The sequence below is a fragment of the Geminocystis sp. NIES-3708 genome, assembly GCF_001548095.1.
Classification (GTDB): Bacteria; Cyanobacteriota; Cyanobacteriia; order Cyanobacteriales; family Cyanobacteriaceae; genus Geminocystis.
Genome location: NZ_AP014815.1, coordinates 2,296,427 through 2,311,058, shown reverse-complemented (window position 1 = coordinate 2,311,058; position 14,632 = coordinate 2,296,427). Strand labels below are relative to the sequence as shown.

General features: G+C 33.5%; 11 protein-coding genes and 1 pseudogene. 9 read left to right on the top strand and 3 right to left on the bottom strand.

Annotated features, from left to right (window positions below):
- Positions 1-145: 145 nt before the first annotated feature.
- A complete protein-coding gene (locus GM3708_RS10215; RefSeq protein ID WP_066346359.1) occupies positions 146-616 on the bottom strand; it encodes a DUF4168 domain-containing protein in 471 nt (156 codons plus the stop codon).
- A 159-nt stretch (positions 617-775) separates the two neighbouring features.
- Between GM3708_RS10215 and GM3708_RS10210 the strand changes: the two genes are divergently transcribed.
- Complete coding sequence (locus GM3708_RS10210; protein ID WP_066346357.1) at positions 776-2,926, top strand: WD40 repeat domain-containing protein; 2,151 nt, start codon at positions 776-778, stop codon at positions 2,924-2,926.
- 131 nt (positions 2,927-3,057) lie between these two features.
- On the opposite strand, the gene GM3708_RS10205 is transcribed toward GM3708_RS10210, so the two are convergent.
- Positions 3,058-4,137: a GTP-binding protein gene (locus tag GM3708_RS10205; protein ID WP_066346355.1), complete on the bottom strand. Its 1,080-nt coding sequence runs from the start codon at positions 4,135-4,137 to the stop codon at positions 3,058-3,060.
- Between the two features lie 158 nt (positions 4,138-4,295).
- On the opposite strand from GM3708_RS10205, the gene GM3708_RS10200 reads away from it, so the two are divergent.
- The 8 genes and pseudogenes from GM3708_RS10200 (at position 4,296) to cydB (ending at position 11,755) form a co-directional block, all read left to right on the top strand.
- Positions 4,296-4,670: a hypothetical protein gene (locus GM3708_RS10200; RefSeq protein ID WP_066346352.1), complete on the top strand. Its 375-nt coding sequence runs from the start codon at positions 4,296-4,298 to the stop codon at positions 4,668-4,670.
- 275 nt (positions 4,671-4,945) lie between these two features.
- Positions 4,946-5,461 (top strand): diacylglycerol kinase family protein, encoded by a 516-nt coding sequence (locus GM3708_RS10195; protein WP_066346351.1) that lies wholly within the window; start codon positions 4,946-4,948, stop codon positions 5,459-5,461.
- Between the two features lie 22 nt (positions 5,462-5,483).
- Positions 5,484-6,086, top strand: coding sequence for an aminodeoxychorismate/anthranilate synthase component II (locus GM3708_RS10190; protein ID WP_066346348.1), 603 nt, complete (start codon positions 5,484-5,486; stop codon positions 6,084-6,086).
- 104 nt (positions 6,087-6,190) lie between these two features.
- Positions 6,191-6,994 (top strand): MBL fold metallo-hydrolase, encoded by an 804-nt coding sequence (locus GM3708_RS10185; RefSeq protein ID WP_082714058.1) that lies wholly within the window; start codon positions 6,191-6,193, stop codon positions 6,992-6,994.
- 43 nt (positions 6,995-7,037) lie between these two features.
- On the top strand, positions 7,038-7,913 hold the full coding sequence (locus GM3708_RS10180) for a carbohydrate ABC transporter permease (RefSeq protein WP_071827609.1): 876 nt from the start codon (positions 7,038-7,040) through the stop codon (positions 7,911-7,913).
- 57 nt (positions 7,914-7,970) lie between these two features.
- Complete coding sequence (rseP, locus tag GM3708_RS10175; RefSeq protein WP_066346343.1) at positions 7,971-9,065, top strand: RIP metalloprotease RseP; 1,095 nt, start codon at positions 7,971-7,973, stop codon at positions 9,063-9,065.
- Positions 9,066-9,190: 125 nt separating this feature from the next.
- A pseudogene (locus tag GM3708_RS19800) lies at positions 9,191-10,613 on the top strand (cytochrome ubiquinol oxidase subunit I).
- Positions 10,614-10,750: 137 nt separating this feature from the next.
- Entirely contained in the window at positions 10,751-11,755 is a 1,005-nt protein-coding gene (cydB, locus tag GM3708_RS10165) for a cytochrome d ubiquinol oxidase subunit II (RefSeq protein WP_066346340.1), read from the top strand.
- Positions 11,756-11,776: 21 nt separating this feature from the next.
- Here cydB and uvrA read toward each other — a convergent pair whose 3' ends face one another.
- A complete protein-coding gene (gene uvrA / locus GM3708_RS10160) occupies positions 11,777-14,596 on the bottom strand; it encodes an excinuclease ABC subunit UvrA (RefSeq protein WP_066346337.1) in 2,820 nt (939 codons plus the stop codon).
- Between the last annotated feature and the right edge of the window lie 36 nt (positions 14,597-14,632).

Below are 14,632 nucleotides of genomic sequence, written 5' to 3'. Positions count from 1 at the left end.
TTTCTATGAGAACAAGATAATGACTCATTTTAATATAGTTGTTACCTTATCTTATCGGTTTTTCCTGAAAATTGAAGATTTTATCTCATTACTTTTACTAATGGTTTTTATTATTTGCATTACTTTTTATCTATGATTAATAATTTTACATTTGTCCGACAATAGCTTGTAATTTTTGTTTTAGGGTTGGATTTTGTCTAACTTGTTGAGTAATTTGATTAAATTGAGTATTTGTTAATCCATATTTTTTGACAATTGTTTCGGATTTTTCACAATAACTAACAGCCATATTACGAGCATTATTTGGTAATTGATTAAAATTTTCTTCTTGATGACAATTTAGTTGATTAGGTGTTGATTTGCCGACAATACTTTCAATATTGTTAAGAGTACTTTTGCGCAAACTTTCAATTTCCACCGCCGCCTGAGCATATTTTCTTAAATCTTCATCAGAAACATTTTGAGCCATGGCTTCACTGGTGATATTCATGGTTTTGCTTTGCCAATTAATTTCAGGAATAATTCCGAGGGCAATGGCACTGGTGCTTAAAGAAAATAAAAGTAATATTTGATAGCCAGTTTTAATAAAATTTAGAGTACGATAATTGATTAACATAATTTAATTCAAAACAATAGTTGACAATAATTATAGATCTACCTATCTAGTATGAATAATTTTCATCTTCATTAGTTCCCTATTTATCGGAAAGTTCCTAAAATCTTGTCTTAATTTTGACTTATAATTAATCCTGAGAACTAAATTGGATTAAATTTCATGGATGCAGAGAAGTTTAAAAAGTTACAAGAAAAACTTTATAATGAAACTCCTTTAATTGGCGATCGCATAAGACAACAGGCTGCAAAAGAATTAATCCTAGAAAGAAACCCTCAAACTATAAAATTATTGACTAAAGCCTTAGTTTTTAGCAAAGACAAAAATTTGCAAAACCTAATTTTAAGCACATTACGCAACATCAAAATACAAGAAAAAGAATTAGTAGATGTTGTATGTCAAGTATGGGCACAAAATAGAGATTTAGAATTAAGTAAATTATTGAAATTAAAAGCGTGGGTAGCCTCAAAACCTTTAGAATTAAGATTAATCACGGCTTTAAATTTAGGTTGGCAAGGAATTATTGATGAACAAGGTAGTGTAATCATTGCATCTTTATTATCTTTTTTCCATGATGAAGATATTTTTATTCAACAAACGGCTAAAGAATGGGCATCAAATTTTAAAGCAGTAGAATTGCAAGAAGAAGTTTGTCGTCTTGCTAGTGAAGAAAATAATCAAGATGCCTTAGAAGTAGCAACTCGCTGTGGTTATACTCCTAGTGAGCCATCTCAAGGGGCTTTATTTTGTTACTTTACTCAACAATGGGATAAATATCAAGAACTTGATCCGCAATATCAGTTACTTGCACAAATTTATGATAACGCAACGGAAGAACTTAAAAAACGAATTGATGATCACGGCAAAGTTTATAAGCGTTTAGAGTGGCTATGGATGCGTTTAGGCGGAAAAGAAGGCACAAGAGTATCAATGATTAATTTATCTGAATGGGAAACTATTATTGATGTTTTAGTTAATGGTAAACATTGGGGAACTCTTTGGTTTTTAATTAAGTTTACTCCTGTTGTTTTTGCGAAAACTATTGTCAAACGATTAGAGAATATTCGTTGGAATAATTCTGAAGAAAAGACCAAATTTAATGAATATAGTAAAATTGTTAAAAATCTTAAAAGCAAAACACCTCCTCAAGGTAAATTAATCCGCTGTATTCACACTCTTTATGGCCATACTCAAAGTATCAAAGACATAATAGTAACTCCTGATAGTAAAACATTAATTAGTATTGGAGATGAGATTATTCGCCTTTGGGATATACGTGAAGGGAAATTAATTCATAACTTAAAAGGACATTTGAAAGGAGTTACAAGTATTTGTTTAAGTCAAGATGGTACAATTTTAACCAGTGGTAGTCGTGACAAAACGATTTCTATCTGGCGTTTACCTGATGGAAATTTACTAGGTAATTTATCGGCAAATGTAGCTTCAGTATGGTCACTAGCCATGACGAATGATGCTAAAATGATTGCTAGTGCTAGTCATCAAGAAGTTCGTTTATGGCAATATCCTCCCGGAAGATTATATAAAAATTTGCGAGGACATCAACGGGAAGTTGAAAAAGTAATTATTAGTGATGATGGTGGCTTATTAATTTCTGCTGGGGGTAAAAAAGACAATACTATCAGAGTTTATTCTTTACCCAGTGGAGATCATCAATATACTTTAACAGGTCATCAAGATGGTATTTGGGATTTAGCCATAAGTCCTGATAATCAAATTTTAGCAACGGCTAGTCAAGACCATACCATTAAATTATGGTCATTGTCTAATGGAACGGAAATTGCTACTTTAGATGATCATAAAGATAAAATTTGGTGTTTAGCTATAACTCCTGATGGAAAAACTTTAGTAACTGGTAGTGAAGATAATACAGTTAAATTATGGTTATTATCTACAGGTGAATTAAATAAAACCTTGATAGGTCATGAAGATGCCATATTTTGCTTAAATATTAGTCATGATGGACAATTATTAGCTACAGGTAGTAAAGATAATACTGTTAGGCTGTGGAATCTTAATACAGGAGAAAATGTTGGAGTTTTAACAGGACATCAAGATACTATAACAACAATCAAAATTACGGCTGATGGTGAAACTTTAATTACGGGTAGTGGCGATCGTACTTTAAAATTATGGCGTTGGGATTTATCTCGTTTATGTCATATTTCAGTTTCAATGATCACCCAAGAGGATCAAGAGTGGATTAAAAATGCTCTTATCAGTGATAATATAACTACTGGAGAGCGTAGTTGGCTACTTTTATTAGAAAAAGTCATTGAATTTGGACAACAATAGATCAGATCACTTTAAAATTCATCTTTTAATGTGAGTAATCTATCTTCTTTTTTTACGATTTTATCTCGAACTAAAGTGATTTTGTGGGCATTGCCCACCTTACTTATAGTTAAACGATTAATTCTAAATTTCTAATTATTAACAAGACATTTTTCTAACTTTTCTTTAATAGTTTTTTCATCAATATTTTGACCAATAAAAACTAATTTATTCTCTTTTTTTTGTCCTTTTTTCCAAATATCATCTTCAATAGTAAAACGCTTACCACTCAAATGAAATATATGTTTATCAGGACTTTCTTGAAACCATAAAATCCCTTTAGCACGAAAAACATTGGCTGATAATTCGTTATCTAAAAAACTCTGTAATTTACGAATATTAAAGGGTTTATCACTAACAAAAGAAACAGAAATAAAACCATCATTTTCTAAGTGATTTGAATGCTCATGATGATCATGTTGACAGTTGTGATCATGTTCATGATCTTCGGTACAATGATGATTATGCTCATGATGATGGTGGTCATGTTTATCATGGGAATCTATATTATCAAAATACTTGTCAGATTCAAACAATCCCACACTGAGAATTAATGGTAAAGGCACTTGAGATTTTGTGGTGCGTAAAATTCTTGCATCGGCTTTAATATCTCTTAATCTAACTTCTAATAAATCGACATCAGCTTCGTCAACTAAATCAATTTTATTCAGTAAAATAATATCACCGTAAGCGATTTGATTATAAGCCGCATCACTATTGAATAAATCAATACTAAAATTTTCACAATCAACTAAAGTAACGATAGAATCTAGTCTAGTTAAATCTCTTAATTCAGTACCTAAAAAAGTCAACGCAACGGGCAATGGATCAGCAATTCCCGTCGTCTCAACTACTAAATAATCTACTTTTTCTTCTCTTTCTAAAACATTATAGATAGCATCAACTAAATCGTTATTAATCGTACAACAAATACAACCATTGCTTAATTCTACCATGGTTTCATCCGCAGAAATAATCAAATCATTATCAATGCCAATTTCACCAAATTCATTAACTAAAACTGCCGTTTTTATACCATGCTGGTTTTGCAAAATATGATTAAGTAAAGTTGTTTTTCCACTGCCTAAAAATCCCGTGATAATAGTAACAGGTAAACCATGTTTAGGGGCATCAAGAAGACTACTAGAGGTATTGACTGATACTTGAGTCATAATAATAACAATAATTCTTAATTCTATATTCTGATAATCTATATCTAATATACACTGTTCCTATTGTGAGATCTAAAGTTTAACCATTACAAAATTTTAATTACGAAAAGATGTTAATATTTTGTAACAGTTCGTTATCTTATAGTTTTGTTTAAAATATGTATTATATTCCTGAACCGCCTTTAGGTTTATTATTTTTCGGTCTTTTTATTGGTGTTACTTGTGGTTTAGCTTTTGAATCATCGTTAAAACAACAAGTTAATAAATGGAGTAAACAAGGGAGAAAAGGTATAAAACCGAATATGGCTGAAATTTCCATCTTACAATTGCCATTTTTAGGTATTTGCTTCGGTATTTGTGTTTTTCTCGCCGCAGGATTAGAAATTTTTACTTATAACCGAGTATTATCCTATGCCGTTTCAGGTTTATTAACTATTTTTATCGGCTTGTTAATTTGGACACAGTTGAAAAAATTAATTGTCTTATTATTAGAAGGTGGCTCTCAAGCTCTTGATTTAGACTCTTTTTTTTAATAAATAATTAACAATTAGGGAATTAAAAACTAACAATATCTATATGTTTTAATTCTCTTATCCATTCCAAATTGAATAAGATACTATTTTATTTTTTTGCGACGATAAATGAACTTAAAAAACATTATACATAAGAAAAAATTATTAAAAACATAAGAAAATTATATATTTTTTCTTTAAAATAATAGTTACAATTCAACCATAAACCTGTAAATAATCAAAGATCTGCTTATACTGAGGAATCCATTAAAAACAATTTAACAAAAGTTAATAAAATGCCTAAATATCACCTGATCACTAATGATAAATCGGCTTTATCTGATGATAGTCCTGAACAAGCCCTAAAATCAGGAGAAAGATTTAATTTTTTAGGAAAACATCATTCTCAAAAAAAAGAAAAACGTAATTTAGCGTGGAAAGTAGCACCAGATTTATTCGCTAGTTTTAAATATGCTTGGCAGGGTGTTAAATATGCTTTTGCTACTCAGCGTAATTTTAGAATTCATACGGTTATGGCTTCTGTCGCTGTCACCCTTGGTTTTTATCTTCGTGCCACCACTGTGGAAATGGCAATTATTTGTTTAACTTGTGCCACAGTAATGGTTTTAGAGTTACTTAATACTTCTATCGAATCTGTCGTAGATCTGACGGTTAAACAAACTTATCATGAATTAGCAAAAATTGCCAAAGATTGTGCTGCTGGTGCGGTTTTAATTTCATCTATTGCCGCTGTTTTAGTAGCAGGTTTTATTTTGTTACCTCATGCGATAGACTTAATAATCTCAATCTAAATCTATCAGAGGAGAAAGCAGATTGATTCTGGTTATTGATAATTACGACAGTTTCACATATAATCTTGTTCAATACTTAGGGGAATTAAGTACAGAATTTCCTGTTGCTGAACAAATCAAAGTATATCGCAATGATGAAATCACCGTAAAGGATATTATTAATCTTAATCCTAATGGTATCGTTATCTCACCCGGACCAGGAAATCCTGACTCAGCGGGAATTTGCTTGGAATTAGTTCAAAAATTAGGTCAAAATTACCCTATACTTGGAGTTTGTTTAGGACATCAGACAATAGGCCAAGCCTACGGAGGAAAAGTTGTTTCTGCACCTACTTTAATGCACGGCAAAACATCCCCCATTAATCATAGTAATATTGGGGTATTTAAAGATATAAAAAATCCTTTTGCAGCAACCCGTTATCATAGCTTAGTAATTGATAAAAATACTATTCCCTCAATTTTAGAAGTTACAGCTTGGACAGATGACGGCATTATTATGGGTGTTAAGCATAAAGAATATCCTTTTGTTGAGGGAGTTCAATTTCATCCTGAAAGTATCTTAACGGATTCTGGATTACAATTATTACATAATTTTCTTGAATATATAAGTAAAAATAGTGAATAGATAATAAACAATGATAAATAACTGTTACATCTATGAATGTATATGGGAGAAAAAATAATTATTCATCGTCAACTATTTACTATCAACTATCAATTTTTATTAAAATGATTAATCGTCGTGACTGGATTCGTTTAACAGGTTATGGAGTTTTAACGACTCTTTTAAGTGCTAAATATTTTCACCCTCAAAAAGCGATGGCACAAAATTCATCATCTCAGGGTGTCACCATTGAGTGGTTAGGGCATAGTGCTTTTGTCTTTATAAATAATCAAGCTCGGATTTTAGTCAATCCTTTTACTCCTCTGGGATGTACGGCTAAATATTCAGCTCCAAAACCAACAGTTGATTTAGTGATGATTAGTAGTCGTTTATTAGATGAAGGTTCGGCAACGGGCTTACCTAATAATCCTCAATTAATGGTAGATGCAGGAGTTTATAAAGTTAAAAATATTGAGTTTCAGGGAATAAAAACTTTTCATGATCGAGAAAATGGTAGAAGATTTGGAGATAATATTGTTTGGAAATGGACTCAGGGAGGTGTAAAAATACTACACTTAGGAGGTATCGCTTCACCAATTAATATAGAACAAAAAATATTAATGGGAACTCCTGATATAGTTTTTATTCCCGTGGGCGGTGGTCCTAAAGCCTATAATGCAGAAGAAGCAATTAACGCCCTCAAAATCCTTAATCCTAAAATGGTGATTCCTACTCAATACTTAACCAATGCCACCGAAGTGGGTAAATGTGATTTACAAGGTGTGCAAAAATTTGTCAATTTAGCCAAAGAAGCATCAATAGATGTAAGAATTATTTCAGGTAATCGTCTTACTGTTAAACCTCAAGATTTGCCTCCAAAAGGCACTTTAATTAGGGTTTTTGATGGTCAAAATTTAATTAAAAATTAAAAAGTGTGTAGGGATAAATGGCATTCACTCAAGTAGTTAATTTATGATGAATAATTCTCGGTTTTGGCAAAAAATACAGCCCTATTTATTTTTACTTCCAGCACTAATTATTTTATCAATTATCGTTTTTTTCCCTGCTATACAAGCCTTTTCTTTGAGTTTTACTCGTTTTGAATATGACTTAACTCAAACTCCTGAATGGGTAGGGTGGGAAAATTTTGAAAGATTATTTCAAGATAAACTATTTCGTCAAGTAGTGACAAATACCCTTATTTATTTATTAGGTGTTGTACCTCCACTGGTTATTTTGTCCTTATTATTAGCTATTTTGGTGAATCAAAAAATTAAAGCTATTAACTGGTTTCGCACATCTTATTATACACCTGTAGTGATTTCTATGGTGGTGGCAGGAATAGCATGGAAAGCGATTTATTGGTCTAATGGTATTTTAAATCAATTTTGGCTCAGTCTAGGTTTTAAGCAAGGAATTCCTTGGCTAACAAGTCCTGATTGGGCGATATGGAGTGTCATGATAGTTACGGTATGGAAAGGATTAGGATATTACATGGTTATTTACTTAGCAGGATTGCAAGGAATTTCTCCTGAATTATACGAAGCCGCTTCCATTGAAGGTTCAGATGGTTGGAAAAAACACTGGGATATTACAATCCCATTAATGAAACCTTATATATTTCTCGTGGCGGTTATTTCTGCCTTAAGCGCCACAAAAGTATTTGAAGAAATTTATCTTTTAACTCAAGGTGGCCCTCGCAACGCTACGAAAACCGTTGTTTTCTATCTCTATGAAAAGGCTTTTAAGGAATTAGATATTAGCTATGCCTCCACCATGGGTTTAGTCTTATTTGTCTTTATTCTCATACTTTCAATCATTAACTTATCATTATCTCGGAAAGTATAAAACCGTTCCTTAAGAGTATAATGAAGTTTAAAGATTGTTTAACAAAAGTATAAAAATATGTCTGTATTGGCGGCGATTGCAGTTTTAGGTATTTTAATTGTTGTTCACGAATTAGGACATTTTGGAGCGGCAAGATTACAAGGTATCCATGTCAATAAATTTTCTATTGGTTTTGGGCCTGTATTAGTAAAATATGATGGCAAGGAAACAGAATACGCACTGAGAGCTTTTCCTTTAGGGGGTTATGTGGGTTTTCCTGATGATGATCCTGAGAGTAATATACCCTTAAATGACCCTAATTTACTGCGTAATCGTCCCGTTTTGGATCGTGCGATCGTTATAAGTGCAGGAGTAATAGCCAATCTGATTTTTGCATACTTTTTATTAGTCGGTCAAGCGGTAACAGTAGGCATACAAGATATAAACTATCAAGAAGGCGTTTTAGTACCACAAATTCTCACAGAAGTAACCTCTCCTGCGGCGAATAGTGGGTTAAAAAATGGAGATGTTATTTTAGCTATTAATAATCAAGTATTTCCTGCTGGTGAAACGGCGATGGAATCTTTAAGAAAAACGATTCAAGATTCTCCAAACCAAAGTTTAAATTTTACTATCAAAAGAGAAAACAATACTTTTAATGTTAATATTACCCCCGAATTAGGAGAAAATGGTAAAGGTAAAATTGGTGTGATGTTAGCACCGAATGGGGAATTAATTAAGCGTCGTCCCCATGATATTATCGAAGCATTTAGGGTGGGTGCACAACAATTCGAACGATATACCAAACTTACAATACAAGGTTTTGGGCAATTAATCACTAATTTTCAAGAAAGTGCGAAACAAGTAGCTGGTCCTATTGCAATCGTAGCTGTAGGTGCAGAATTGGCAAAAAATGATATTGGAAATTTATTTCAATTTGGTGCATTAATTAGTATTAATTTAGCGGTTATCAATATTTTACCTTTACCAGCTCTTGACGGTGGACAATTAGCATTTTTAATAGTAGAAGGAATTTTTGGCAAACCGCTACCGAATAAATTACAAGAAGGGATTATGCAAACAGGCTTAGTGTTATTACTTGGTTTAGGTATTTTCTTAATTCTTCGAGATACGGCTAACTTAGCTTTTTTTCAACAACTTTTCCCTGAATAAATTGTCAAATATAAGAAAGAAAAATGGTTTAAGTTGCGTTGTATAAAGAAAGACAATCGGTCAAATAAAAATAGTGACTACAATGAAAAAGCAATCAATAATAACTGTTTCATCAGTAGCCATTTATGGATTTTCTTTCTGATACTTTAATTCTTTCTCGGATGCAGTTTGCCTTTACTGCTATTTTTCATATGTTGTGGCCTGTTTTAATTACAGGTATGGCAATATACTTAATCATCGTGGAAGGTTTATGGTTAAAAACTCAAAATCCTTATTATTACTACCATGCCAGATTTTGGGTAAAACTTTATGTCCTGAATTTTGGAGTTGGAGTAGCATCAGGATCACCAATGGCGTTTCAATTTGGCACAAACTGGGCACCTTTTTCCGAATCTGTAGGAGATTTTTTCGGAAGTATCCTCGGTTTTGAAGCTACCATGGCGTTTATGTTAGAGGCAGGATTTTTGGGTATTATGTTATTCGGTTGGGGAAGAGTGCCTCCTTCACTATCTCGCTACTATTTTAGTGGCAGTGGGTGCAAATCTTTCTACATTCTGGATTCTCATTGCAAATTCTTGGATGTAAACTCCCGCCGGAGGAGAATTTATTGAGGGTAAATTCATCGTTGGCAATTATTTTTCAGCTATGGCAAATCCTTTTATGATTAAGAGTGTTTCCCATATGTTTTTAGCAACCCTCGAAACCTCTCTTTTCGTTATTGGCGGTATTAGTGCATGGTATTTGATTAATAAACGCAATACGGAATTTTTCTCAAAATCTCTCAAAATTGTTTTAGTCATTGCCATCGCCATTACTCCTTTACAAATTTTTGTAGGACATTTAAGTGCAGAACAAGTGTATTACTATCAACCCACAAAATTAGCGGCAATGGAAGCACAATGGGAAACCATCCCTGCCGGAGAAACAGCTGATTGGAGTTTATTGGCATTTCCTAACGAAAAAGCAGAAACAAATAACTGGGAAATCAATATACCTAACGCTTTAGGTTACATTTTAGAATTTAAACCTCATTTAACTAACCCTGTTTTAGGTTTAAAAGAATTTGCACCTAGCGACCGCCCAAAAATGGTAGTATTGATATACTATTCTTTTCGTTTAATGAGTGGTATCGCTTTTATTTTAGTCGGTGTGGTTATGGCAACGGTAGTACAATGGTTACGAGGTAAACTATCTGTCGAAAATATCAATCAACAAAAATTATTATTAATCTCTTGGATAGGGGCTGCACCTTTAGGATATTTAGCAGTAGAATCAGGATGGATAGTGCGGTGTGTAGGGCGACAACCTTGGACTGTTTACGGGGAAATTCGTACGGTAGATGCTGTTTCCAACCTTCCTGCAGGGGATGTCTTAACTTCTCTCCTTATCTTTCTCTCTATCTACACTTTACTCTTCTTTTGTGCCTTATTCTTTGCTAGTCGCATCATCAAAAAAGGGCCAGATTTTGACTTACCTATCCCCGGAGAAAAAGCCGAAGTAACTCTCAATCCTTCTCAACACATCCCCGATAGTCGCCCCATTAATTAATTGTAGGTTGAGTTAAGGTAACAAAACCCAAAATTTAATAATTACAAAAAGAGAGCAATTTCTTTGTTGGGTTGTAATGCCCGTTTAACCTAGCCGACTCAACTATTCATTATTCATTTCATTATTAACTATTCATTATGGAATCACTAAATTCTTTCTTACCGTTGATTTGGTTTGGCATTTTAGCCTTGTTTCTATTTCTCTATGTCATGCTAGACGGTTTTGACTTGGGAGTTGGTATTCTTTCCTTAACTTCATCTTCTGAAGAAAGACACGGTATTCTCATGACGAGTTTAAGTAATGTTTGGGATGCCAATGCTACTTGGTTAAATTTAATGGGGGGTAGTCTATTTGGTGCTTTTCCTCTTGCCTATGCCACCATTTTAAGCTCCCTTTATATCCCCATTATGATTATGGTTATCGGTTTGGTTTTTCGCACGGTATCCTTTGAATTTCGGGAAAATTCTGAGAATAAAGTTTTTTGGAATTATGCTTTTGGTATCGGTAGTTTTGTGGCAACTTTAGGGCAGGGTTTTGCTTTGGCTGGAGTTATTGAGGGTATCAAAGTCGATGTTAGTGGGCATTTTATCGGCACAACATGGGATTGGTTGAATTGGCGCAGTGTAGTGATTGCCTTAACTTTAATTCAAGGTTATGTTTTAATTGGCTCTTGTTATTTAATCATGAAAACCTCTGGTAAGTTGCAGGAAACTCACTTTAAAACAGCTAAACTTGCCACTATTACTACTTTTATCGGTGCGATCGCAATTACAACAGTCTTATCGATATTTTTTCAATTTGCTAGAGAACGTTTGTTCCAAGCTCCTTTTATTTATGTGTTTAGTATTATCCCGATTTTAGGAATAATTTTAGTTGCTTTATTGTTAATTAGCTTAAATAAAAAACAGGAGAAACTACCTTTTATTTTAACAATTTTAATTTTCTTGTTAACATTTTTGGGGTTAGCTTTAGTTGTTTTTCCCTATATTATTCCTCCTTCTATTACCATTTATCAAGCGGCTGTTTCTCCAAGTTCACTTGTTTTTATGTTAGTATTTGTTGGCTTTTTAATTCCAATTATGTTATTTTATAACATTTATAATTATTTTGTATTTAGAGGAAAAGTAACAAATCATAGCTAAAAACACATTATATTGACAAATTTACAATAACTTTTTTAGATATTTTGCAAGATAAGATTTTTTAGATTTAGCAATTTTTTCAGGTGTGCCAACTGCAATTAATTCTCCACCTTTATCACCACCTTCTAAACCTAAATCGATAATCCAATCGGCAGATTTTATAACATCTAAATTATGCTCAATAACGATAATAGAATTACCTTTATCGGCTAATTTTTGCAAGACATTTAGTAAGTGGTGAATATCGTAAAAAGACAAACCTGTAGTTGGTTCGTCTATTAAGTATATAGTTTTGCCTGTAGCACGACGAGATAATTCCGTAGCGAGTTTTACTCTTTGTGCTTCTCCACCTGATAAAGTAGGTGCAGATTGCCCTAATTTGATATAAGTTAAGCCAACATCCACAAGGGTTTGGAGGCGATTTACTGCACGGGGGATATTTTCAAAAACTTGCAATGCTTCTTCCACTGTCATGTTTAGTACATCGGCGATGGAAAATCCCTTATACTTAACTTGGAGAGTTTCACGGTTATATCTTGCACCTTTGCAAATGTCACATTGCACATAAACATCAGGTAAAAAATTCATAGAAATGACATTAACACCTTGCCCCCCACAGGCTTCGCATCTTCCCCCTTTAACGTTAAAAGAGAATCGCCCTGCTTTATAACCTCTGGCTTTGGCTTCAATGGTTTCCGTGAATAATTCTCGGATGACATCAAAAACTCCTGTATAGGTAGCAGGATTTGATCTAGGAGTACGCCCGATGGGTGATTGATCAATTACAATAACTTTATCGACTGCTTCTATGCCTTCCAGTGCGTCTAATTCTCTAGGAAAAGGCACATTACGGCTAAGATAATGTTGCAGAGAAGGGTATAACAATTCATTAACTAGGGTAGATTTACCGCTACCAGATACTCCCGTTATACAAACAAACTTGCCGAGAGGAATTTCTACATCGATATTTTTCAAGTTATTGCGGTGACAGTTTTTGAGAGTTAAATATTTACCGTTGCCTTCTCGTCTGGTGGCAGGAATTTCTATTTTTATTCTGCCTGATAAATAAGCACCTGTTAAGGATTCTTGACATTTTAAGAGATTTTCATAATCTCCTTGATAGACGATTTCGCCTCCATGTACTCCTGCTTTTACCCCAATATCAATAATATGATCGGCAAACTTGATCGTATCCTCATCATGTTCTACAATAATCAAAGTATTATCGAGATCTCGTAATTTTTTTAAGGTTTCCAGTAGGCGATCATTATCTCGTTGGTGTAAGCCAATACTAGGCTCATCTAAAACATACAGCACACCCGTTAAACCTGAACCGATTTGAGTCGCTAATCTTATTCTTTGGGCCTCTCCTCCTGATAAAGTCATGGCAGTTCGATCTAAACTAAGATAATCTAAACCTACATTCAGAAGAAATTGTAATCGATCTTTGATTTCCCTTAAAGCTAATTCGCCGATTTGGGCTTGTTTGGGAGTTAACTGTATATGATTAATGCGGTTAAGACATTCACCGATAGAAACGCTAGTTAAATCATAAATGGAATATTGCCCTAACTTCACGGACAAGGCTTCAGGTTTAAGACGTTTCCCATGACAAACTTCACAGACTTGATACTCTAAATATTGCTCTAATTTTTGCTTAATAAGTTCAGAATTGCTTTCTTGATAGGTTTTATCTAACATAGGAATTACGCCACGATAATAACCATACTGGATATTTTGAATTTCCTTATCGCCGTAAAGGATAATATGCTGTTGTTCAGGGGTAAGACTATTCCAAGAGTCAGTTAGTTTAAAATTATATTCTTTGCTAACGTATTCTAATAGTGATAAATAGTAAGGGTTATCTTTTTCTGCCCAAGGGGCGATCGCATTTATGACTTTTGCAGAAGGATCTGGTATGATTAGATGAGGTGAAAACTGTCTTAAACTGCCCAAACCGTGACAACTTTCACAAGCCCCATAGGGAGAATTAAAAGAGAATAAACGGGGGGATAACTCTTCCATTACTGCTCCATGAATAGGACAAGCAAACTTCTCAGAGAATACCACTTGCTCATCAATAAAATTTACACTTTCTCTTGGCGATTTTGCATCATCTTTGGCAGATAAATTATCTAACACCTCAACAATGGCGATACCATCAGCAATTTTAAGACAAGTGGAGAGGGAGTCAGCTAATCTTTCTTGAAGATTCGATTTAACGATAAGGCGATCAACTAAAACGCTGATATGATGAGATTGTGAGGCTTTAAGTTCAATATTATCAGCTAATTCTCGAATTTCGTTATTAATCTTTACTCTGACAAAACCTTGCGATCGCAAACTAGATAATAATTGATGATGATTACCTTTTTTTCCTCGAATAACAGGTGCTAATAAATGTATCTTGGTTTTTTCAGGTAAAGATAACACCTTATCGCACATTTCATCGATGGTCTGAGGAGTGATAGAATGATTGCACAGTGGACAATAAGGCATTCCTGCTCTACCATAGAGTAATCGTAAATAATCGTAAATTTCAGTAACAGTTCCCACAGTTGAGCGAGGATTATGGGAAGTTGATTTTTGATCAATAGAAATAGCTGGAGATAAACCTTCTATACTATCAACATCGGGCTTGTCTAATTGTCCTAAAAATTGTCTCGCATAAGCACTTAATGATTCAACATAACGTCTTTGCCCCTCGGCAAAAATAGTATCAAAAGCTAAAGATGACTTACCACTACCAGATACTCCTGTAAAAACAATTAGCTGATTACGAGGCAAATCTAAATCGATATTTTTTAAATTATGTTGACGTGCGCCACGAATACGAATCATTTTTTTTGAAGAATTTAGGAATTAGAAATTAAGAAT